16 protein-coding genes and 1 pseudogene are annotated in these 21,462 nt (G+C 44.7%); 9 read left to right on the top strand and 8 right to left on the bottom strand.

Features of this window, described 5'->3' with window-relative positions:
- Positions 1–99: 99 nt before the first annotated feature.
- Positions 100–1,732: pseudogene (locus tag QWZ07_RS03300) on the bottom strand (NAD(P)/FAD-dependent oxidoreductase).
- 258 nt (positions 1,733–1,990) lie between these two features.
- On the opposite strand from QWZ07_RS03300, the gene fdxA reads away from it, so the two are divergent.
- Entirely contained in the window at positions 1,991–2,314 is a 324-nt protein-coding gene (gene fdxA / locus QWZ07_RS03295) for a ferredoxin FdxA (RefSeq protein WP_050650887.1), read from the top strand.
- Between the two features lie 271 nt (positions 2,315–2,585).
- Here the strand turns inward: fdxA and QWZ07_RS03290 are convergent, their stop codons facing one another.
- The 3 genes from QWZ07_RS03290 to QWZ07_RS03280 form a co-directional block, all read right to left on the bottom strand.
- Positions 2,586–3,320 carry an RNA methyltransferase gene (locus QWZ07_RS03290; RefSeq protein WP_009844781.1) on the bottom strand — a complete coding sequence of 245 codons (735 nt, stop codon included), beginning with the start codon at positions 3,318–3,320 and terminating at the stop codon, positions 2,586–2,588.
- A 194-nt stretch (positions 3,321–3,514) separates the two neighbouring features.
- Positions 3,515–4,567 carry an aldo/keto reductase gene (locus QWZ07_RS03285; RefSeq protein WP_017099787.1) on the bottom strand — a complete coding sequence of 351 codons (1,053 nt, stop codon included), beginning with the start codon at positions 4,565–4,567 and terminating at the stop codon, positions 3,515–3,517.
- Positions 4,568–4,915: 348 nt separating this feature from the next.
- Positions 4,916–5,062: a hypothetical protein gene (locus QWZ07_RS03280; protein WP_004731758.1), complete on the bottom strand. Its 147-nt coding sequence runs from the start codon at positions 5,060–5,062 to the stop codon at positions 4,916–4,918.
- A 350-nt stretch (positions 5,063–5,412) separates the two neighbouring features.
- Here QWZ07_RS03280 and pepT point away from each other — a divergent pair, with 350 nt between their 5' ends.
- The 3 genes from pepT (at position 5,413) to QWZ07_RS03265 (ending at position 8,204) form a co-directional block, all read left to right on the top strand.
- The gene (gene pepT / locus QWZ07_RS03275) at positions 5,413–6,645 is read left to right on the top strand and encodes a peptidase T (RefSeq protein ID WP_076674166.1); all 1,233 of its coding nucleotides are present in this window, start codon (positions 5,413–5,415) and stop codon (positions 6,643–6,645) included.
- Between the two features lie 76 nt (positions 6,646–6,721).
- On the top strand, positions 6,722–7,189 hold the full coding sequence (locus QWZ07_RS03270) for a DM13 domain-containing protein (protein WP_076666855.1): 468 nt from the start codon (positions 6,722–6,724) through the stop codon (positions 7,187–7,189).
- A 172-nt stretch (positions 7,190–7,361) separates the two neighbouring features.
- Complete coding sequence (locus tag QWZ07_RS03265; protein WP_192852790.1) at positions 7,362–8,204, top strand: mechanosensitive ion channel family protein; 843 nt, start codon at positions 7,362–7,364, stop codon at positions 8,202–8,204.
- A gap of 155 nt (positions 8,205–8,359) precedes the next feature.
- On the opposite strand, the gene QWZ07_RS03260 is transcribed toward QWZ07_RS03265, so the two are convergent.
- Positions 8,360–8,803 (bottom strand): dCMP deaminase family protein, encoded by a 444-nt coding sequence (locus QWZ07_RS03260; protein WP_004731749.1) that lies wholly within the window; start codon positions 8,801–8,803, stop codon positions 8,360–8,362.
- 259 nt (positions 8,804–9,062) lie between these two features.
- On the opposite strand from QWZ07_RS03260, the gene QWZ07_RS03255 reads away from it, so the two are divergent.
- The 3 genes from QWZ07_RS03255 to QWZ07_RS03245 all read left to right on the top strand — a co-directional run bounded on the left by QWZ07_RS03255 (position 9,063) and on the right by QWZ07_RS03245 (position 14,388).
- A complete protein-coding gene (locus tag QWZ07_RS03255) occupies positions 9,063–10,199 on the top strand; it encodes an efflux RND transporter periplasmic adaptor subunit (protein ID WP_065111385.1) in 1,137 nt (378 codons plus the stop codon).
- A gap of 11 nt (positions 10,200–10,210) precedes the next feature.
- Positions 10,211–13,363: an efflux RND transporter permease subunit gene (locus QWZ07_RS03250; protein ID WP_076666847.1), complete on the top strand. Its 3,153-nt coding sequence runs from the start codon at positions 10,211–10,213 to the stop codon at positions 13,361–13,363.
- Between the two features lie 338 nt (positions 13,364–13,701).
- Entirely contained in the window at positions 13,702–14,388 is a 687-nt protein-coding gene (locus tag QWZ07_RS03245) for a MaoC family dehydratase (protein ID WP_029225994.1), read from the top strand.
- A 155-nt stretch (positions 14,389–14,543) separates the two neighbouring features.
- Here QWZ07_RS03245 and QWZ07_RS03240 read toward each other — a convergent pair whose 3' ends face one another.
- Positions 14,544–15,359, bottom strand: a complete 816-nt coding sequence (locus tag QWZ07_RS03240) for a phosphate ABC transporter substrate-binding protein (RefSeq protein WP_017109075.1) — start codon at positions 15,357–15,359, stop codon at positions 14,544–14,546.
- A 266-nt stretch (positions 15,360–15,625) separates the two neighbouring features.
- On the opposite strand from QWZ07_RS03240, the gene QWZ07_RS03235 reads away from it, so the two are divergent.
- Complete coding sequence (locus QWZ07_RS03235) at positions 15,626–15,988, top strand: DUF3024 domain-containing protein (protein WP_192852791.1); 363 nt, start codon at positions 15,626–15,628, stop codon at positions 15,986–15,988.
- Between the two features lie 97 nt (positions 15,989–16,085).
- Here QWZ07_RS03235 and QWZ07_RS03230 read toward each other — a convergent pair whose 3' ends face one another.
- Both QWZ07_RS03230 and rnb read right to left on the bottom strand, forming a co-directional pair.
- Positions 16,086–16,916, bottom strand: a complete 831-nt coding sequence (locus tag QWZ07_RS03230) for a helix-turn-helix domain-containing protein (protein ID WP_065104577.1) — start codon at positions 16,914–16,916, stop codon at positions 16,086–16,088.
- A gap of 118 nt (positions 16,917–17,034) precedes the next feature.
- Entirely contained in the window at positions 17,035–19,041 is a 2,007-nt protein-coding gene (gene rnb, locus QWZ07_RS03225; RefSeq protein ID WP_192852792.1) for an exoribonuclease II, read from the bottom strand.
- A gap of 392 nt (positions 19,042–19,433) precedes the next feature.
- Here rnb and QWZ07_RS03220 point away from each other — a divergent pair, with 392 nt between their 5' ends.
- Positions 19,434–21,428: a DEAD/DEAH box helicase gene (locus QWZ07_RS03220; protein ID WP_032501012.1), complete on the top strand. Its 1,995-nt coding sequence runs from the start codon at positions 19,434–19,436 to the stop codon at positions 21,426–21,428.
- Positions 21,429–21,462: the final 34 nt, after the last annotated feature.

Below are 21,462 nucleotides of genomic sequence, written 5' to 3'. Positions count from 1 at the left end.
ATCAAGATCTAAAAAAGGGCTCATTGAGCCCTTTTTGATATTTGCTAGCTGTTATCTGATTTAGATATACAAACCCATTTAGATAAATAAATTGAGAGCCTAAGCAATCTCAATCTTCTCAGCTTGGTTCTGTTCAACCATAGACAGTGCTAGCGCTTCCGCCGCTTTAATACCGTCGATACCAGCAGATAGGATACCACCCGCGTAGCCTGCACCTTCACCTGCAGGGAAGAAGCCCTTAAGGTTGATGCTTTGGTAGTCTTTGCCACGTTTGATGCAGACAGGAGAAGACGTACGCGTCTCAACACCTGTTAGTAGACCGTCTGGCGTAGAGAAACCTTTGATCTTCTTCTCGAAGGCTGGGATTGCTTCACGAATCGCTTCGATAGCAAAATCAGGTAGCGCTTTTGAAATGTCAGTTAGGTGGATACCTGGTGTGAATGATGGTTTTACTTCACCGATTTCACTTGGATCACGACCTTTTAGGAAGTCACCGATTTTTTGTGCAGGGGCGTCGTAGTTCTCGCCACCTAGAACATAAGCGGCACTTTCTAATTCACGTTGTAAACGGATACCTGCTAGTGCGTCACCTGGGTAATCACGTTCTGGGTCGATACCCACAACGATGGCACTGTTTGCGTTGCGCTCTGCACGTGAGTATTGGCTCATGCCGTTAGTTACCACGCGACCTTCTTCTGAAGTCGCAGCAACCACAGTACCCCCCGGGCACATACAGAAGCTGTATACAGTGCGGCCATTCTTACAGTGGTGTACTAGTTTGTAGTCCGCTGCACCTAAGATAGGATTACCTGCGTTTTTTACCGAAGCGAGCTTCATCGATCATCGCTTGCTTATGTTCGATACGGAAACCAACAGAAAAAGGCTTAGCTTCCATGTAAACACCACGTTCGTGCAGCATTTCAAACGTATCACGAGCACTGTGGCCAACAGCCAGTACTACGTGACGAGATTTGATCTCTTCACCGTTAGAAAGTGTTAGGCCAGTGATTTGACCATCTTCCATATGAACGTCGTCTACACGAGTGCTGAAACGGATTTCGCCACCTAGCTCAATGATAGAAGCACGCATCTTCTCGATCATGGTAACCAGTTTAAAGGTACCGATGTGCGGCTTACTTACGTATAGAATTTCTTCTGGTGCACCCGCAGCAACGAATTCTTCGATTACTTTACGGCCGTAGTGTTTTGGATCTTTTACTTGGCTGTATAGCTTACCGTCAGAGAATGTACCTGCGCCACCTTCACCAAACTGTACGTTTGATTCAGTGTTCAGAGTACGTTTACGCCAGAAACCAAAGGTATCTTTAGTACGTTCACGAACTTCTTTGCCACGCTCAACGATGATTGGATTGAAGCCCATTTGAGCAAGCACTAGGCCAGCGAACAAACCACAAGGGCCAAAACCGATAACGACAGGGCGCTCAGTTTGGTTCTCAACCGCTTTAGCAACAAACTTGTACTCCATATCAGGAGTCACTTTTACGTGCGGGTCGCTAATGAATTGCTCTAACAACTCAGCTTCGTTTTCAACGAGAACATCAAGCGTGTAGATAAGTAAGATTTTTGATTTCTTACGAGCATCGTAGCCACGTTTAAAGATATTAAAAGAAAGTACCTGATCAGAATTAATGCCAAGCTTCGCTTCAATAGCGTCTTGAATGGCTGATTCTTCGTGGTCTAGAGGGAGTTTAATTTCGGTTAAACGTATCATTTCGATGTCTCGTCTTTATAGGTGTCTTAGCTAGACCGCTTATTGAACCTGTAAAGCTGAGTGTAAAAGCCGAGGTTTCAAAGAAGCAGTAAGCTCACAATGGCGCGCATTTTACGAGAAATTGATTTATCTGTCATACTAATTTGGAAACATGGAGCAAATAGACACGATATTAGAGCCGTATGATGTTGAATTTTGCTTTGGGATGAGTATTATCCTCCATTCTTCAATTTTGACTAACTTATAGAGCAGAGCATCATGGCATTTGTCGTAGGCGATAACTGTATTCAATGTAAATACACAGACTGTGTGGCGGTATGCCCCGCAGATGCGTTCCATGAAGGCCCGAATTTCATGGTAATCAACCCAATCGAATGCATTGATTGTGGTTTATGTGTACCTGAATGCGACGCTCAAGCGATCTTCCAAGAAGATGAACTGCCAGAAGATCAAAAGATCTTTATTGAAGTGAATGCCGAGCTTGCCGAAATCTGGCCGGTACAAACTGAAGTCAAAGCACCGATGGATGAAGCTGAAAAGTGGAATGGTGTCGCTGATAAGTTGGCAATGCTAGAAAAGTAATTCTGTTACTTGAAATAAGCCTTCCCAAAAAAGATCCCCAACTCAGTCGTCCCTCCTTCTTGAGGATGACGGCTGATGATCCAGTTAATTATTGACCTACCTACTAACGTTACATTTCAAAATCTATTTGAGGCTTTGTGCGGTGAGAGCTGGTGGTTGGTTTTGTCTCTATCTCTAAGTTACGTCATTCCCTACAGCGAGGGACGAGCAAGATAGGGAATCTTGCTCTTCATATCCGCGAGTTCTATTTAGTAGTTTACTCTTGAATCGATTAGCTATGCTGACGACGCATGTTGTCGAGAATAATACCCGTCGCCATTGCTACGTTCAGAGACTCTGCGCCACCGAATGCTGGAATCGTAATCTTATCAGTCACGAATTTAGCGGCGTGTTCACGAATTCCGTGAGACTCACTGCCCATCAGCAAAATACCGTTGGCAGTAAACTCCGTCTTATGAACACTTTCTCCTTCTAAGAACGCCCCGTAAACAGGCAGATTCGCTTGCTCTAAGTATTCAGGTAAGTCTGTTTGGCTTACGTGTACTCGGCCAAAGCTGCCCATGGTCGCGCTGATCGTTTTCGGGTTGTATGGGTCTGCACAATCGCTGCTCGCCACGATATGCTTAATGCCATACCAGTCTGCTACGCGAATAATCGTACCTAGGTTGCCCGGATCAGATACACCATCCAGTGCAATCATTAACCCAGTAGCTTTTGGTAATTCAAACGTTGGGATCTCAACAACAGCAATCGCCGCATTGTTACTCACCAAAGTACTCGCTTTGGTTAGGTCATCCAGCGAGGCTTCAACACAATCAAACTCAAATAGTGATGCGTGATTTTCAGATAAGAAATCAGCCGTAGCAAAGACGTTCTTAACGACTAAGTCACTATTGAACAGCTCAAGTACGTTTTTTTCACCTTGAACTAGAAACAGGCCGTGGGCTTTACGTTGTTTCTTTTGGCCCAAAGCACGAAGGAGTTTTAATTGGTTTTTTGAAATCATGTTTTTATCCTAGATATAAGCCCGCGCATTATAGAGCAAAGGTTGGAGAACCAAAAGCGTGATGGCTCAATGCGATCCACATAAAAAGCAAAAGCAACCCACTTAAAAAAGAAAAGCGCACTAAATAGCGCGCTCTTATGTGATTTACTTGCCTAAGTTTCGCTGAGCCGAGAAGGCTAGGCTAAACCTATTATTTAATATGGGGCAGGGTAGCGCTTAAACACGGTGTTGATATCGGTAAGGATCTCTTCTGACAACGGTTTGCTGAACGCTGCTACGTTCTCTTTCAGTTGTTCCATGGTGGTTGCGCCAATAATAGTGGAGGTGACACCATCAACTTGATTACACCACGCTAATGCTAGTTGGCTCGGTGTAAACCCGTGAGCGTTCGCAACTTCGACATATCCTTTTACGGCTTCGTTGGCAGACTCAGTGTCGCGGAAAATGCCTTTACGCTGCATGTAAGTCCAACGGCTTCCTTCTGGTCTCGCACCATCAATGTATTTGCCACTCAGCATGCCCGCTGCTAACGGTGACCATGGTAGGTAGGCGACGTCTTCATGCACGCAGTTTTCAATCAAATAAGGCCAGTCTTTCGCGTGCAGCAGGCTAAATTCATTCTGAATAGAGACCATTCGCGGTAAATCATGCTTCTCACTGAGTTTAAGGTAAGTGTTAATACCCCAAGTGGTGTCATCAGACAAACCAACATGACGGATTTTTCCTGCTTTAATGCAGCTCGCCAGTGCTTGGAGGATCTCTAGCATCTCCGCTTCATGCTGCTTTCGGTCGATATCACTGAATCGAATATGATTCGGGAAATGCTTGCCAAAGTGAGGCGTCGTTCGATTTGGCCAATGCAGTTGGTAAAGGTCGATATAGTCCGTTTGTAAACGCGCTAATGAAGCATCAACCGCTGCAATTACAGCTTCACCCGTGATTGGCCCACCATCTCGAACCCAAGGCAATCCCGGGCCTGCGATTTTGCTGGCGATGATGACTTCTTGGCGGCGCTGCGGGTTGCGAGCCAACCAGTTGCCGATGATTGCTTCCGTTTTACCGTAGGTGTCTGGAGACGGCGGTACTGCGTACATCTCTGCGGTATCGATAAAGTTAATACCTTGGCTTAGCGAGTATTCGATTTGTTGGTCAGCTTGTTGTTGCGTATTTTGCAGCCCCCAAGTCATGCTACCAAGGCAGATTCGGGAAACGGGAATTTGACTACTTCCTAGTTTTGAGTATTCCATTAAATTCGGGGTTCCTGTAGTGAGGCTCGTCAGTGCTCGCATTGTGGATATTGAAAAAGGGCGAGTGAGGAATGAAAACGAATATAAATTATTAGCACAAAATGACAGCACAGGGTATGGCTTGGGCAAGTTTAATGAGTCATTTCTCACTGCAACAAATGAGTCTGCTTGATGATTGAGAAGCAACATACAAAAGACGCGATAGATAACAAGGTGTTAATAGATCAGGCGCCTGAATGAAGCTGCATTGGGATAGAAGAAAGGTCCAGAGACAAAAGAGCTCTACATCAAAGTGAAGTAGAGCTCTTTTTTAGGGGTTCTATAAACAAGTTCTGAGTATTGATTAAGTTACGAGGTCGCGTTGGTGTCAAAACCACCTTGAGATTGCGCCTGTCTTAGAGCTTCCTGCCTTTGAACTTCTTTCTCAGTTAATGCTGGTTGAAGTGTTTCCTCAGAGGCTTGAGGAGATAAAATGAAATATTTATTAATCGTCATAACTGTGTCTCCGTGTAACGTATGACAGATTCTGCATCAAGGATAAAAGGTGATCATCATCCACTTTGTACTTTTTTTAGGCTGAGAGCTGAGGGCGTAGAATGCGTACAAAGCGATCGCTTATCATCCGTATGCAATGTTGAACTGACGAAACCCTCTTGCTTTCAAGTATAGGAAGCTCGTCTAATTTCGCACAATAATGATTTAGAGCAATTACATACATGGTCAAGGGCGTAAGATGAAAAGCCTCGCGACTGACTCTGCGTAAGTATTTACTTAACAATGCCTCGCTTATTTACATGAAGAATAAAGTCAGTAAATCAATTACTTAATCCATGGTGAGATGAATTATGGAAAAGCTTGTCGAACGTTTTCTGAATTACGTTACTTTTGATACCAAATCCGATCCTTCTAATCAGCAATGCCCAAGTTCACCGGGTCAAATCACGTTTGCTGAAGCCTTAAAGTCAGAATTGATCGCATTAGAGTTAGTTGATGTTTCTTTAGATGAAAATGGCTATTTGATGGCGAAATTGCCGTCGAACGTCGATTACGATGTGCCTGCCATTGGCTTTGTCGCACATATGGATACCGCCCCTGATGCATCAGGCGCGAACGTGAAACCTCAGGTGATTAAAGATTACCAAGGTGGAACGATTGAATTAGGCACAAGTGGCGAATGTTTAAATCCAAGCCAGTACAAAGACCTTGATACCCTGCATGGCCATGACCTAATCACGACGGATGGCACGACTTTACTTGGTGCCGACAACAAGGCGGGTATCGCTGAGATCATCAGCGCGATTGCTTACCTTAAATCAAACCCAGACATCAAACATGGCGATATTTGTATTGGTTTCACGCCAGACGAAGAAATTGGTCGTGGTGCGAACTTGTTTGATGTTGAAAAGTTTGGCGCCGAGTGGGCGTACACCATCGACGGTGGCCCGGTAGGGGAGTTGGAATTTGAGAACTTCAATGCTACGAGCGCTGATGTGATCTGTCATGGCGTGAACGTTCACCCGGGTACCGCAAAAGGCAAAATGGTGAACGCGATGAATATTGCGGCTCAATTCCAATTGATGATGCCAACACAAGAAACACCCGAGTGCACAGAAGGTTATGAAGGTTTCTACCACCTGAAATCCGCTGAAATGGGCGTAGCGCGTTCTGAATTAGGTTACATCATCCGTGATTTTGAGCGTGAAGGTGTAGAAGCACGTAAGGTATTCATGCAACAGAAAGTGGATGAGCTGAACGAGCGCCTAGAGAAAGGTCGTGTTGAGTTGGTGCTCACCGATAGCTACTTCAATATGAAAGAGATGGTTGAACCGCATCAGCACATTATCGAGTTAGCCAAGCAAGCAATGATCGAGTGCGATGTTGAGCCTATGATCAAGCCTATCCGAGGCGGCACAGATGGCGCTCGCTTATCTTTCATGGGGCTACCGTGTCCGAATATCTTTACTGGTGGCTACAACTTCCATGGTATTCATGAGTTCATTACCATTCAAGGCATGGAACAAGCGGTAAAAGTGATCGTGGAACTGTCTCAGCGTACCGCTATTCACTATCAAAAATAGCCGCCTAAAACGCGATATCTCTTTGTATTTTTGAGAGTATTCATTAATACTCTCTTTAAGTATAAGGGAGTACGCGATGAAAAAGTTAGTTTTACTTTGCACCCACTTAGCCGTGGGTGCTTTTGGTTTTGGGCTTGGTGTCTACGCACTACCTATCTTGATTGAGCCTGATTCTCCTTCCTCAAGTTCTGTTGAAGCGATCAGTCAGCAGGCGATCTATACAGGTGAGTTCACCAAAGACCGACAAGACAGTGACTTTTTGCATTGGGGAGAGGGCATCGTCTCTGTCTCTGAAAGTGCGATAGCTTTTGAAGGTGAATTGGCGCCGGGGCCTGATTATAAGGTTTACCTATCACCTAAGTTTATTGAAACCGAACAAGCTTTCAATGACAGCAAGAACGAGTTACTGAGAGTCGGAGATGTGAAAACATTCGACCGGTTTATGGTTGAGCTTCCCGAAGGTACTGATCTTAATCGATTTAATACCGTTGTGATTTGGTGTGAAACTTTTGGCCAATTTATTACTTCTGCCAAGATAAAATGATAGCCTTACCTAAGCTGAATTAAGCATGAAAAGGAGCGCTCTATTTTTGAGCGCTTTTTTATAATGCGTTTATTGGGTTGAGTCAGTCGCTGTAAAGCTCATTGTTATAGAGCTAATCGTTTTAATGCTCGTCGTTATAAAGCTTAATGGTTGTAATACAAAGGAATAAATAATGGAAAAGATGTGGCAAGTAATAGATTTCCTACTCGCGCATAAGTTTATTTTTAGTGCACTGATTATCTGCATTATTTTAATAATACGACGAATCACTTTGTCTCGAATCCGTGGTGATGTCGCTTTTCTAAGTGAAGACCAACGTAATTGGATGTCACGCACCAAGAACGGTACGTTTGCCATTATTATGGTCACTTTATTTGTGCTGTGGAAATCTGAAATCAGCGAATTTGCACTGTCGGTCACCGCCATTGCTGTTGCAATCGTGGTCGCTTCAAAAGAGATCATCTTGTGTTTTACGGGGTCGATTCAACGCGCAAGCTCTCGTTCATTTAGAATTGGTGACTGGATTGAAGTGGGTAAAATTAGCGGTGAGGTGATTGAGCACAACTTGATGGCGACGGTGATTCAAGAAATCGATTTGTATCACGGGCAATACCACTTCACTGGCAAGACCGCCACGCTGCCTAATAGCATGTTCTTCACTTATCCGGTAAAGAACCTCAACTTCATGAAGCGTTATGTCTACCACAACTTTTTTGTGACGGTAAAAGACTTTGTAAACCTATACCCAATGATCCCGGATCTGATCGTGAGAATTGAAGAGCATTGTGAAGAGTTTATCGATGTTGCCCGTCGTTACAATGGTGTGATTGAGAAGCACGCTGGAGTTGACCTTCCTGGCTCTGAACCGCACATTCATATCACGAGCAGCTCAACGGGTGAGCAAGAAGTTCACTTTATGATCTTCTGCCCGACAGAGAAAGCGATTCATTTAGAACAGGATATCCGTAAGGATTTCATGGAAGCTTACGCTCTGGCGTTCCCACCCAACGCTTAATTTACTTATCTGTCTATTGCCGACCAAGCTACAGCGTCCAACTATAGTGTCCAAACTATAGCGCCCGAAAAAACAAAGCCGAGAGCGATATTATCGACTCTCGGCTTTGTTGTATTTGAGATCTAGACTTAGACCTTGAGACCTAGCGTTAGAGATTAATCCAAGTCAGCGAGTGGCAACCAGTCTACTTCTACACCAGCTTGCTCGAACATATCTTGGCTTATCTTGATCTTATCTCCCCAACGAGAAAGGAAATCTTCACTTTGCTCTGGGCAATGTACCGCTGAAATCCCCGTTTGGATGATTTTTGCTGCACAGTTCGGACAAGGGAAGTGAGTTACCCAAACTTCACAACTGTCTAAATCACGTTTAGCAAACAAGATTGCATTTTCTTCAGCGTGAAGTGTCTTGAGGTATTTCATCTCGCGATCGTCAGTATCAGCACTATCAGACACGCCATGTGGGTAGCCATTAAAACCAACCGAGACAATACGGTTGTGCTTTGTGATTACGGCACCGACTTGAGTTGAAGGATCTTTACTCCAAGAACCGACCAATTCCGCCATTTGATAGAAACGCTTAGCCCATTTTGAAATCATGAGAATTCCTTAACAATTAAATGTGAATGCTTATCTGCCCGACAATACATTATGTTAGACAATATCCATAGAGAACAAAAGCTGAGAGGTTGATTTACCTAGAGATTGTAACGTGTTTGTAACCACTTTATAAGCACTTGGTTTCAATTAACATATTGATACACTTTGGCTAGTTATAATTGATATTCCTCGGACAATGGTAACGGGTGTGTTACGTAAATTTTATACTGTTCAAATACTAATAAGTGACGGTATAACCATGCGTAAAAAGTTGATCCTTACGGCTCTTGCAAGCTCTCTTATTCTTGCTGGATGTGGGCAAGATGCTCAAAATGCCAAGCAAGCGCCTCTACCTCTCGTAGCTGTACAGGATGTTAGCGTTGTTTCTCACCAGCAAAGTAAGTCGTACATCGGTCGTATTGAAGCCGTTGAAGACACGGCTATCACAGCGCAGGTTTCTGGCTATCTACAAAGCCGTCATTTCAATGAAGGTCAAATGGTCGAAAAGGGGCAATTACTTTACTCGATCGAGCCATCTTCTTTTGAAGCTGAAGTCGCAAGCGCAAAAGCGTCTGTTGCTCAAGCGAATGCAAACCTTAAAAAAGCCGAACTTGATTTCAACCGTGGTAAGAACCTACTTCCTAAAGGCAGTATTTCTCAATCGGAATTCGATGCATTGACGGCAAACTTGTTAGGCTCTCAAGCCCAGCTTGAAGCAAGCCAAGCTCAGTTAAATGCCGCGAATGTCCAGCTTTCACATACTCAGATCGTAGCGCCTTTCTCTGGAAGAATCAGCGACACCAAAGTGAGCACGGGTGACCTGGTTTCGCCGTCTTCAGGTGTACTGACTACGTTGGTTAGCCTTGACCCAATTCATGCTTCATTCAGCATCAGTGAGCGTGAACGCATTGAGTTAGGTATGGATCGCATTGAAGGCGATGGCAGCAGCGATTCTGCGGGTGTTGAAGTTCAGATCATGCTTGAGAATGGCGAAGCGTTCGAACACCTAGGTCAGCTTGATTTCTTGGGCAACCGAATCAACCTAAATACTGGCACGATAGCGATGCGTGCGATTGCCGATAACCCAGAACAGCAACTTCTTCCTGGCCAGCACGTTCGTGTTGATCTGCGTGAGAAGCAATCTATTGATGTCGTCACCATTCCTCGCCGCGCGGTTCAAACCGATCTAGAAGGTGATTTTGTGATGGTGCTGGTGGAAGGTGAGGCTGCCCCAGTAGCTGAACGTAGAAACATCGAGATGGGACGACAAGTTGAAGGTGGTGTGATTGTTCACTCTGGATTAGAGCAGGACGACGCGGTGATCACTCAAGGCTTACAGCGTGTGCGTAATGGTATGTCTGTTCGCATTCAACCTACTGCTGAACAAGCTGAGTAAGGGGCTTATTTATGTTGAGTCGTTTCTTTATTCAAAGGCCTAAGTTTGCCCTTGTAATATCCATAATCTTAACACTGGCGGGTGCGATCTCTCTCGCTATCTTGCCAGTGGCGGAATATCCAAAAATTAGTCCGCCTTCTGTTAGTGTTACAGCGTTCTATACAGGTGCAAGTGCAGAAGTAGTAGAACAGGCGATAGCCGACCCCATAGAAACGTCGGTTAACGGCGTTGAAGATATGATCTACATGTCTTCTAAGAGTGCTAATGATGGTTCATACAACCTTAACGTGACCTTTGATGTTGGTACTGATGCTGATATGGCTCAGGTCAACGTTCAGAACCGAGTTGCTCAAATCGAATCAAAGCTTCCTCAAGAAGTTAGAATGGTGGGTGTCACCGTTAAAAAGCGTTCACCTGACCTTTTGATGGTATTGAACTTCTATTCGCCAAACGGTGAGTACGACGATCAATTCCTGATCAACTACGTGAACTTAAACATTAAAGACCAATTGGCTCGTGTAAAGGGCATTAGTGAAGTTAACGTGTTGGGTGGTGGTGAATACGCGATGCGTGTTTGGTTAGATCCTGAGAAAATGGCTAACCTGAATATAACCACCTCTGACGTGAATCGCGCTTTGGCGGAGCAGAACGTTCAAGTCGCTGCAGGCCGTATTGGAGCCGCGCCTTATAACGACGCGCAAGAAGTGCAGTTCAACTTGGTAACAAAAGGCCGACTAGAAACGGCTGATGAGTTTGAAAATGTTGTGCTTCGTGCAAATCAAGACGGTTCAACGGTTTACCTAAAAGACATTGCACGCGTTGAGCTGGGTAAAAAGTTCTACGATGGTAATGGTAAATACCGTGGTCAAGATGCTTCAATCGTAACGCTGTCACTTCAGTCAGACGCTAACGCGCTGGAAAGTGGTAAAGCAGTAATGGCGATGCTAGACAATCTAAGCAAAAACTTCCCTGAAGGCGTTGCTTATGAGGCGAGTTATGACACCACACTCTTCGTTGCTGAGTCGATTAAAGGCGTAGTCAAAACACTTATCGAAGCAATTTTGCTGGTTATCGCGGTAACGTACCTGTTCTTAGGTAGTGCGCGTGCGACCTTGATTCCGGTGGTTGCGATTCCGGTATCTTTGATTGGTACTTTTGCGATCATGCAGATGACAGGCTTTACCATCAACACGGTAACCCTGTTTGGTTTGATATTGGCGATTGGTATCGTAGTAGATGATGCGATCTTGGTTATCGAGAACGTAGATACCACGATGGCCAAAGACCCTACGATCTCACCGCGTAAAGCAACACTGATCGCGATGAAAGAAGTAACGGGTCCAATTGTGACATCTACGTTGGTACTACTCGCCGTGTTTATCCCTGTAGCGATGCTTCCGGGTATTACAGGCATCATGTATCGCCAGTTTGCTCTGACTATCTGTATCGCGGTTGTTATCTCGTCAATTAACGCACTGACCTTGTCTCCGGCATTGTGTTCATTGGTTCTTAAACAGGGTGGTGGTAACACAGCACGTTGGTATCAAGCGTTTAACCGTGGTCTTGAATCTGTCACCAACAAATACGGTCAAATTGCAGGCTTCCTTGTGAAAAAGGGCGTTTTGCTATTTACCTTCTTTGTAGTCGCGCTAGCAGCAGTAACTTACTTTGCGAAAACCACGTCTACGGCGTTTGTACCTCAAGAAGATAAAGGTATCTTGCTGGTTAACGTTCAACTTCCTGACGCAGCATCACTGTCTCGTACAGAAGATGTGACAAAGCAATTGTTAGAGATGGTTGAGCAAGAGCCGGGCGTTGATGGTGTGACACTGGTTAACGGCTACGCATTCATGACGGGCGCTTCTGCTTCGAATGGCGCGTCGCTGTTTATAAAGCTGCATGATTGGGATATGCGTAACGCACTGGATGGTCAACATTCCGCACAAGCTATCTCGCAACGTATTAACGGTCGAGCAGCCACTGAACTGCCTCAGGCGATTGTATTTGCGATGGGACCTCCTGCGGTACCGGGCATGGGCGCAGCGTCTGGATTTGAGTTTGTTCTAGAAGATACATTAGGCCGTAGCCGAACTGATCTGGCGATGGTAATGAATGACGTGATTGCTGAGGCGAACAAACAGCCTGAGATTTCACACACGTTCAGTACCTTCCGTGCCAACGTTCCTCACTACTATGTCGATATCGACCGTGAGAAAGCGCAGCAATTAGGCATTCCGTTGTCGGAAATATTCCAAACGCTACAAGGTAATCTTGGTTCACTGTACGTGAATGATTTCACCATGTTTGGTAAGAACTTCCGCGTGACCATGCAAGCTGACAGTGAACACCGTAGCAGCATGGACGATCTACAGCGATTCCACGTACGTTCGTCTAATGGCGAGATGATCCCGTTAAGCACATTGGTGACTTACGATCAGATATTTGAACCAGATGTAGCATGGCGTTACAACATGTACCGCAGTGCAGTAATCCAAGGCCAACCAGCGCCGGGTTACTCAAGTGGTGATGCAATTGCAGCGATGGAACGTGTTGCTGCTGATGTACTACCGCAGGGTTATCAGTACGAATGGACAGGCATGGCTTACCAAGAAGTACTAGCAGGTAACCAAGCGATCTTTGCTTTTGCACTGGCTCTGATCTTCATCTATCTGTTCATGGTGGCGCAGTACGAGAGTTGGACAATACCGATAGCGATTATATTAGTGGTACCGGTTGCAACCTTAGGTTCTTTCTTGGCGCTGAACCTGACAGGCACACCGCTGAATCTCTATGCGCAAATTGGTTTGGTTCTCTTGATAGCCTTGGCCGCGAAGAATGCAATTTTGATTGTGGAGTTCGCGAAAGTTGAGCGTGAAGAGAAAGACGCATCAATCGAAGATGCAGCTGTGAAGGGCGGTACGCTGCGTTTCCGTGCTGTGAACATGACCTCTTGGTCATTCATCTTAGGTATCTTCCCGCTTATCTTCGCAGCGGGTGCTGGTCACGTGAGCCAGAACTCGTTGGGTATTTCCCTGATCGGCGGTCTGCTATGTGTGTTGTTAGCGGGTACGTTCCTAATCCCAGGCTTCTATGCATTCGTGCAACGTAAGCGTGAGAAGGCACATGGTGGTAATACTAAGTTGATTCCACTCGACGATGAGTAAAGGAACTTTTATTTATAGGAACGGTTTTCTGTTAAAAACCGCTTCCTTATAAAAATCATCCCCTTATGAAAAATAAGGCTTAGTGTGATGCTAAGCCTTATTTTTATTCCAATCATGAATGAAAAAAGTCGTTTATATAATCAAATGTTCATTGTGTGATGGAGTTAACACTCTAAAAGTAGGTGTCTAATAAAATGATGTTTTATTTTTAAATTGTTGATATTTAATAATAAGTAATGGTTCAGCTAACGATTGTACGCTCGAAAGCATTTGCACAATAGTGTGAAGTGTTTCAAAATTAACACGTTATATTGAAATTTTTGTGCACTGAGGTTCTTATGAAGGTCATTGATTTATTTAAACACCGAGGCGATAGCGTTTCTTCGCAACACTCTGAGTTTATGCAATGGATGTCTCCAGCTCTTAGAGAGTATTGGGGCGACTTCCTGAACCGCACGCAAAATAGTCACTTTTTCGCTTGGGTTCGTGATCACCACCAACCAGCAGTGAACGAAGATGCGCCTGTTATGCCGGTAGAGAAGCCGATCGAAATTAAGCCTGAAGCACAACTTGTGTTGAATGAGCTGAATCAGCAGATCGGTGAAGTTATTCATACTGGCGATTGGATTAATGTAAGTCAAGAGCGCATTAACCAGTTTGGTTTAGTGACTGAAGACATGCAGTGGATCCATACTGAGCCTTCTAAGGCAGAAACGGATTCACCTTTCAAAACGACTATCGCACATGGTTTTTTGACCTTGTCTCTTCTTCCAAGATTGACTGACAGTGTTGATCCAGATAAATCTCAATTCCCAACAGCTAAAATGGTTGTGAACATTGGGCTTAACCAAGTTCGTTTCCCTTACCCTGTTAAGTCTGGCAGTAACGTTCGCGCTAAGAGTACGTTGACAAAAGTAACGCCAATCAAAAAGGGTTTAGAGATTGAGCGCGAAATCCGCGTAGAAATCGAAGGGGTTCGTCGCCCTGGTGCTGTGATTGTGTCGGTGATTCAACTTCACTTCTAGTACTTTGCTTTAAGAGAAATGATTCTTAAACAAAGATTATAGATTCCAAAAAAAGAGAGAGCTAAATGCTCTCTCTTTTTTGTTTGTGTCATATCAAATAGACATCACAGCATTACTAACATAGCTCAATAGCTCAATAGCTCAATAGCTCTTTGCTATTTAATACGTGTATAGCCGTATTCTTCGATAAGGTCTTGCCCTTGCTTTGACTTCACGAACTTAATGAAATCTTTGCTTTCATCCGAAACTGCGTCTGTTTTGTGTAGCAACAAAAACGGACGAGCCAGCTCATAGCTGTGGTTAGCAATATTCTTTGATGTCGGTTCAACGCCTTCAAATGTGATTGCCTTAATCGAACGATCGACAGAGCCAACAGAGATAAAGCCAATCGCGTGTGGGTTATGGTTAACGATTGTTTTTACCATGCTGTTGCTGTTTACAACCAAGTTATTTGGATTGATGTCAGACACTAGACGGTCATTAATGATTTTCGTTAAACCAAGTAAGCTTTCGAAGCTGTAGCGTGAACCAGAAGAAGCTTCACGAGTTACGACCGCGATAGGTTGGTCGGCACCACCCACTTCCTTCCAATTCGTTACCTTACCTTTGTAGATATCGAATAGCTGTTCACGAGTGATGTTATTCACGGCGTTCGAACGATTGGTTACGACTGCTAGGCCGTCAAAGGCAATTGGGAATACCTGTAACTCTTCGCTCTGTTCACGGTTGGTTAAGTAACGTGAGCTCATACCCACGTCAGCGACACCTTTATTCACCATGGTAATGCCAGCTGTAGAGCCTATGCCCTGGACTGCAATGTAATTATCAGGATGAGTCTTGTTGTACTCCTCTGCTAATACATCCATCACTCGAGCAACAGAAGTGGAGCCCGAAATATTGGTTTCTTGTGCATAAGCAGCATGAGAAGAAAGGGCTAAGGATAAAAGAGAGGCAAGCGCGACTCGTAACATAAACAACTCCTAGTTAATAACATTTGTCGCATATGATAGGTCGGTTATATGACACTTTTGTGAAAATTCATATTCGTGATTTAGTGTCCGGAATCTTTAAACCAACACCGCTAACGTTGGTTCATGAGCGCGAGACGGCTTTACGAAAGAAGATCGGATATGAGAGCGCGGTTGGTATTTTGTTTGCCCTTGTTCGCTAAAGTGTTTGTTGAGTCCTAAGCTAATTAGAGACTGATTGAAATTTCTATTAAGTTAGAAGGGGTGTTATGTCCGTCATTCATATAGAACTTAACCGGCTTTTAATTGGGGCTGAAAGGCTCTGTACTTCTCGAAATCGCAGTTTACCTGTCGAGCTAGGTAAATCCTTATATGAAGAGTGTGAGGGTGGTGTATTGTTCTCTCAGGCCCACTATTTGCTCGACTCATCCCATAGTGATTATACAAACGAAATCGCCTGCGTTACTTTTGATGAGTCGTTGACTTGTTGGCAGGTTATGGTGCCGCTTGAAACCGAAGTCAGCACCGATTCCATTCATTGGGGACCTTATCCCTACCTTCCCAAATCTAAGGCTCTTGATGCTATTTTGTCTGAAATAGAAAAAGATCCTAAGTCTTATTTTTGGTCTTAGTTAAGGCAGTGGTCTTAGGTCATCCACTTATCTAGTTGGTTTCAACCTCGACCACTTCTTTGTTAAATCAAGGCTGTTAAACTTTTAACCATACTACTTAAGTTTTGAAACGAGTTTGGGGTTGCTGAGCCTGAGCAATCAGTGATCTAAAGTCTTTTGGTGTCTTGCCATGATACGTCTTAAAGGCGGTGCTGAAGTGCGCTGCACTCTTAAAGCCAGACTCATAAGCGATCTGTGTGATCGATTTAGCGGATGTTCTGAGTTGGGTGGCGGCATGAGCAATACGTTTGATTTTCAAAAGGTTTGAAAAAGAAAGGTCTTCAGCAGATAGGCGTCGCTTCAGTGTCGCAGGAGACATGCCCATGTAACTGGCTAACGTGTCTAACGAAATATTGTTTTCGATGTTTTGTTCTATGTAGTGGATAACTTTCTGCGTGACGGTAAGCCTTGCAGCTCGAGCAATGATCACGAGTAGAGCAGGGTGCTTCTCAACCATCAAAGAAAGCAGAGCTAAGCCCAGTTGGGTGAGTGCGTAGTCATTTTTAGGAGAAGAATCAGCGAGAGACATAGTTAGCTCTTTCAGCTCACGTATTTGGATGTCAGCTCGGTCGAACTTGATGTATTCCTGAGGGACGCGTAACGACTCAAGATCTCCAGACTGGTTGATGAATTTTTGGAATATCGATAAATCGAAGTCTAAACACGTTGCGCTGAATTCACCGTTTTCAGTATCAACGTCGATGTCTTTAATTTGGCCGGAGTTGTATAGCGTGAAATCGCCGGCTTGAAGTGAAGCTTCAGTACCATCAGGTAGGGTGAAAGAAATACTGCCTTTCGAAACGATGAAAATACCGTTTTTAGAGGCGGGGTAACGTTCCCGTTTCCTAGGAATAAAGTTTCTAAATTGAGTAACAGTTATCGATGACATAGTGCGCTTCTTTGACGTTGTAAACGAGTTGCTTATTGGTTTTAGTATTGTTTAAGCATGAGACATTTACAAAAAAGGCGCTAATAATTAGCGCCTTTAGAAGTAAACCTATCAGAAATTAGGCTTCGGTTTCGTTTGTTGTTTCAGGCTCGCTAGGCAAGTCCGCAAATACTTGTGTAGGTTTTGCTACCAAGTTCCGGTTTTCCTGATTAACTTCTGAGAGAACTACTTCTAAAACGTCTCCCAGTTTGTATACCATTTCTTTATCGATAGATACAGTACCCATATCACCGTTGCACTCTATTCTTTCTTTATTATTAAGAATGAGAGAGCCAGGGATAAATGCAGCCGCACCATTTTCAAGTAGACGTACACGCATACCTGCACGGTTAATGTCGAAGATCTCTGCTTGGAAACGAGTTTCTTCAACTGGAGCGTTCGCTAGAGTACGAGCATACAACCAATCGCCAACGTTACGTTCAGCCATGCCGTGGTGACGGCGGTGCAGGGCAAGTTCATCACCAATGGTTTCGTCTGGTGTTTGAATTGGCGCTTTACCTAAGATGTGTGCTTTAAGCATACGGTGGTTAATCATGTCCCCGTATTTACGAATTGGAGATGTCCACGTCGCGTAAATGTCTAATCCCATTGCGTAGTGCGGCGCAGGTTCATTGCTGATCTCGCTGTACGCTTGGAATTTACGAATACGGTTGTCGTAGTAGCTGTTGTCTAAAGAACCTAACCAACGACGCAGAGTAGCAAAACCTTCCAGAGAAACGATTTGCTCTTCTGTAAACGGTGTTTCTGCTTCTGGGTTAACCAGTTCTAGAACGTCTGTTAATTTCTCAGCTTTAAAACCAGAGTGACAGTTAAAGACGCCTTGGTTAAAGCTTTCTTTTAATACTCGGCCTGCACAGATGTTCGCGCTGATCATAGACTCTTCAACCAACTTGTTCGCACTACGACGCATGTCAGCATGGATAGCAACAACATCGTTATCTTCGCTAAGCTCAAAGCGGTAGTCAGGGCGGTCTGGGAACACAACCGCATTTGCTGAACGCCACGCTGAACGTGCTTGAGCAAATTGGTGAAGGTCAGAAACAATCGCAGCGATTTCTTCTGATGGTTGCCACTTCTCTGATGCACCAGTTTCTAGCCAGTCAGATACATTGTCGTAAGCAAGACGAGCGTGAGATTTGATATTGGCAGCGAAGAAGTTAATGTCATCACCGATAACGCCATCTTTAGATACCGTTACTGTGCAGCAAAGTGCAGGGCGAACTTCGTTCTCGATTAGCGAACATAAGTTGTCAGCCAGATCACGAGGCAACATTGGAATATTACGACCTGGAAGGTAAATTGTGAAACCACGCTCACGAGCCACTTTATCCATCGCATCATCTGGAGAGATGTAAGCCGTAGGATCTGCAATCGCGATAGTCAGTTCAAAATCACCGTTCTCTTTCTTCTTCGCGTAAAGCGCATCATCCATATCTTTTGTGCTTTCACCATCAATGGTCACAAAAGGGACGTGTGTCATGTCGATACGTTCAATATCGGCGTCGTCATTGATCTTCCAATCATCGATACCTTCAGGTTCGCTGTTAGGTAGGTCGTTTTGTGCCAGCGTTACCCACCAAGGTGCGATCTTGTCGTCAGCGTCTGTGATTTTCTCAGAGATTTGAGCCAAGAATCCGTTGTCACCTTTTAACGGGTGTTGAACGATATGAGCAACAACCCAGTCGCCTTCTTTTAGCGTTTCAGGGTTTAGACCCTTCTTTGCTTTCGCTTTAAGTTGCAGCTTTTTCAGTTGCGGGTGATCAGGAACTACGTTCAAACGACCTTTAAACAACTTCACTCGAGCAATAAAACGAGTAAGACCCTGTTCAATCAATTCCTCAGGCTCTGCTACTTCGCGATCTTTCTCGGTGCGAATGATGGCAATAACTTTGTCACCGTGCACACATTTCTTCATGTATGGCGGTGGGATAAAGAAACTGGTCTTGTTATCGACTTCGAGAAAACCAAACCCTTTTTCAGTGGCTTTGATTGTACCTTCCTTTTTAGGGAGGGTTTCTTGGATTTGCTGTTTGAGTTGAGCGAGTAGAGGATTATCTTGAAACATTTGACTTTTATCTATCGAGGACAATTGAGCACACTATAATCATTGCGAGGCTTGATTACTACTGAAAGGCGAAGTGAGCGTAAATTAATTGCCCTCTTATTTAACTAGGTCAATTTGCTCGAAGTTTGGTGCTGTGACGAGATATTCATCAAGTTTTGACGATATGATAGCCAGTATTGATGTAAAACCGAAAAATATGTGATGTATTTCAATTTTTTCTGGCTTTTTTTATGCATTTAGGGAATAATCCGCCTCCCTTAGACGTCCCTAATGGCTTGAAGTGTTTTATTACTGCTTCGTAACTCTGAATGGAATCAGTATCTGATTGGATCAGTATTGGAATTGATAGAGCTCCCGGGACCTTTTGTTTACTTATATATAGTGGGATCCCAATGTCCGAATCTGTAATTCAATTTAATGAATTAGCCCTTAACGATAACATTCTTTCAGCTCTTGATAGCATGGGTTTCGTTTCTCCGACTCCAATCCAAGCAGCAGCTATTCCTCTTCTTCTTGAAGGCCGTGACGCACTAGGTAAAGCACAGACTGGTACTGGTAAAACAGCAGCATTCTCTCTGCCTTTACTTAACAAAATCAACCTGAACCAACACAAACCACAAGCAATCATCATGGCTCCTACTCGTGAGCTAGCTATTCAAGTTGCTGCGGAAATCAAAAACTTAGGTCGTGACATCAACGGTCTTAAAGTTCTTGAAATCTACGGTGGTGCTTCAATTGTTGACCAAATGCGTGCTCTAAGCCGCGGTGCTCACATTGTTGTTGGTACTCCAGGTCGTGTTAAAGACTTACTAACTCGTGACCGTCTACACCTAGATGAAGCGCATACATTTGTTCTTGATGAAGCAGATGAAATGCTAAAAATGGGCTTCGTAGATGACGTTACTTGGATCCTAGAGCAAGCGCCAGAATCTGCACAACGTGTACTTTTCTCTGCGACTATGCCTCCAATGGTTAAGACTATTGTTGACCGTTACCTACGTAACCCGGCTAAAGTTGACGTTGCTGGTACTAACCACACAGTTGACAAAGTAGCGCAGAACTACTGGGTTGTTAAAGGCGTAGAAAAAGACGAAGCAATGTCTCGTCTTCTTGAAACTGAAGAAACTGACGCGTCAATCGTATTCGTACGTACTCGTCAAGACACTGAGCGTCTAGCTGATTGGCTATCTGCACGTGGCTTTAAAGCTGCTGCACTGCACGGTGATATTCCTCAGTCTCTACGTGAGCGCACTGTTGATCACATCAAACAAGGTGTTATCGATATCCTAGTTGCAACTGACGTTGTAGCACGTGGTCTTGATGTTCCACGTATCACTCACGTATTTAACTACGACATCCCATTCGATGTTGAATCTTACATCCACCGTATTGGCCGTACTGGCCGTGCTGGACGTAAAGGTAAAGCGATCCTACTAGTTCGCACTAACCAAATCCGTATGCTTCGCACAATCGAGCGTGTAACTAAGTCTCAAATGGAAGAAATCCAACTTCCACAACGTGACGAAGTTGCTGCTGCACGTGTTGCTAAGCTTGGTGCTGAGCTTGAAACTGAGAAAGAGAGCAAAGCTCTAGAAAACTTCGCAGGTTTAATCTCTACACTACAAGAATCTCTAGAAGTTGATGCTGCTACTCTAGCTGCAATGCTTCTTAAGCGTCAGCAAGGTAAGAGCCCACTATTCTACGTTGGCGAAGACCCAATGATCGCTGCTATTGAGCGTGATAAGAACCGTCGCAAAGAGCGTCGTGAAGACCGTGACAATGGTCGTGGCGATCGTAACTTCAATACGCAAGATTGGGATACGTACCAACTACAAGTTGGCCGTGAGCAAGGCGTTCAGGTTAAAGACATCGTTGGCGCACTAGCAAACGAACTTGGCCTAACTAAAGGTTCTATCGGTGCTATCAAGCTAGACCAAGGTTCTACTTACGTTCAACTGCCAAAAGCAATGAACTCTGAAACTGCTGGTAAGCTAAGCAAACTTCGCATTCGTCAAAAAGAAGCTGGCGCTGTAGTTGTTGATTTCAACGACTTCCGTGAGCCTCGTCGTGGCGGCGGCGGTCGTGATGGCAACCGTGGCGGTCGTGATGGCGGTCGTGGCGGTCGTGATGGCGGCGGCTACCGTGGTAACCGTGAAGGCGGTAATCGCGAAGGTGGTAACCGTGAAGGTGGCAATGGCGGTCGTGGTGGCTACCGTGGCAACCGTGACGGCGCTCGTGATGGTAACTCAGCTGGCGGCCGTGATGGCGAACGTCGTTTCGACCGTAACCGTGGTGGCGATCACCGTGGTAACCACCGTGGCGAACGTGGCCATGGCAACGCAGCAGGCGGCAACCGTGGTCGTCGTCCAGAGCGCAGCGAAGGTTAATCAACCTTTAGTTTTAAGCTGAAGCTTACAAGCC

It is taken from the genome of Vibrio lentus, assembly GCF_030409755.1.
Taxonomy (GTDB): Bacteria; Pseudomonadota; Gammaproteobacteria; order Enterobacterales; family Vibrionaceae; genus Vibrio; species Vibrio lentus.
Note: the sequence above shows the minus strand (reverse complement) of the source record. Positions and strands in the feature narration are given on the sequence as shown.

Bases quoted from the DNA above. Each gene is read 5' to 3' on its own strand.
- fdxA (WP_050650887.1), top strand. From the start codon at position 1,991: ATGGCATTTGTCGTAGGCGATAACTGTATTCAATGTAAATACACAGAC.
- QWZ07_RS03290 (WP_009844781.1), bottom strand. From the start codon at position 3,320: ATGATTTCAAAAAACCAATTAAAACTCCTTCGTGCTTTGGGCCAAAAG.
- QWZ07_RS03285 (WP_017099787.1), bottom strand. From the start codon at position 4,567: ATGGAATACTCAAAACTAGGAAGTAGTCAAATTCCCGTTTCCCGAATC.
- QWZ07_RS03280 (WP_004731758.1), bottom strand. From the start codon at position 5,062: ATGACGATTAATAAATATTTCATTTTATCTCCTCAAGCCTCTGAGGAA.
- pepT (WP_076674166.1), top strand. From the start codon at position 5,413: ATGGAAAAGCTTGTCGAACGTTTTCTGAATTACGTTACTTTTGATACC.
- QWZ07_RS03270 (WP_076666855.1), top strand. From the start codon at position 6,722: ATGAAAAAGTTAGTTTTACTTTGCACCCACTTAGCCGTGGGTGCTTTT.
- QWZ07_RS03265 (WP_192852790.1), top strand. From the start codon at position 7,362: ATGGAAAAGATGTGGCAAGTAATAGATTTCCTACTCGCGCATAAGTTT.
- QWZ07_RS03260 (WP_004731749.1), bottom strand. From the start codon at position 8,803: ATGATTTCAAAATGGGCTAAGCGTTTCTATCAAATGGCGGAATTGGTC.
- QWZ07_RS03255 (WP_065111385.1), top strand. From the start codon at position 9,063: ATGCGTAAAAAGTTGATCCTTACGGCTCTTGCAAGCTCTCTTATTCTT.
- QWZ07_RS03250 (WP_076666847.1), top strand. From the start codon at position 10,211: ATGTTGAGTCGTTTCTTTATTCAAAGGCCTAAGTTTGCCCTTGTAATA.
- QWZ07_RS03245 (WP_029225994.1), top strand. From the start codon at position 13,702: ATGAAGGTCATTGATTTATTTAAACACCGAGGCGATAGCGTTTCTTCG.
- QWZ07_RS03240 (WP_017109075.1), bottom strand. From the start codon at position 15,359: ATGTTACGAGTCGCGCTTGCCTCTCTTTTATCCTTAGCCCTTTCTTCT.
- QWZ07_RS03235 (WP_192852791.1), top strand. From the start codon at position 15,626: ATGTCCGTCATTCATATAGAACTTAACCGGCTTTTAATTGGGGCTGAA.
- QWZ07_RS03230 (WP_065104577.1), bottom strand. From the start codon at position 16,916: ATGTCATCGATAACTGTTACTCAATTTAGAAACTTTATTCCTAGGAAA.
- rnb (WP_192852792.1), bottom strand. From the start codon at position 19,041: ATGTTTCAAGATAATCCTCTACTCGCTCAACTCAAACAGCAAATCCAA.
- QWZ07_RS03220 (WP_032501012.1), top strand. From the start codon at position 19,434: ATGTCCGAATCTGTAATTCAATTTAATGAATTAGCCCTTAACGATAAC.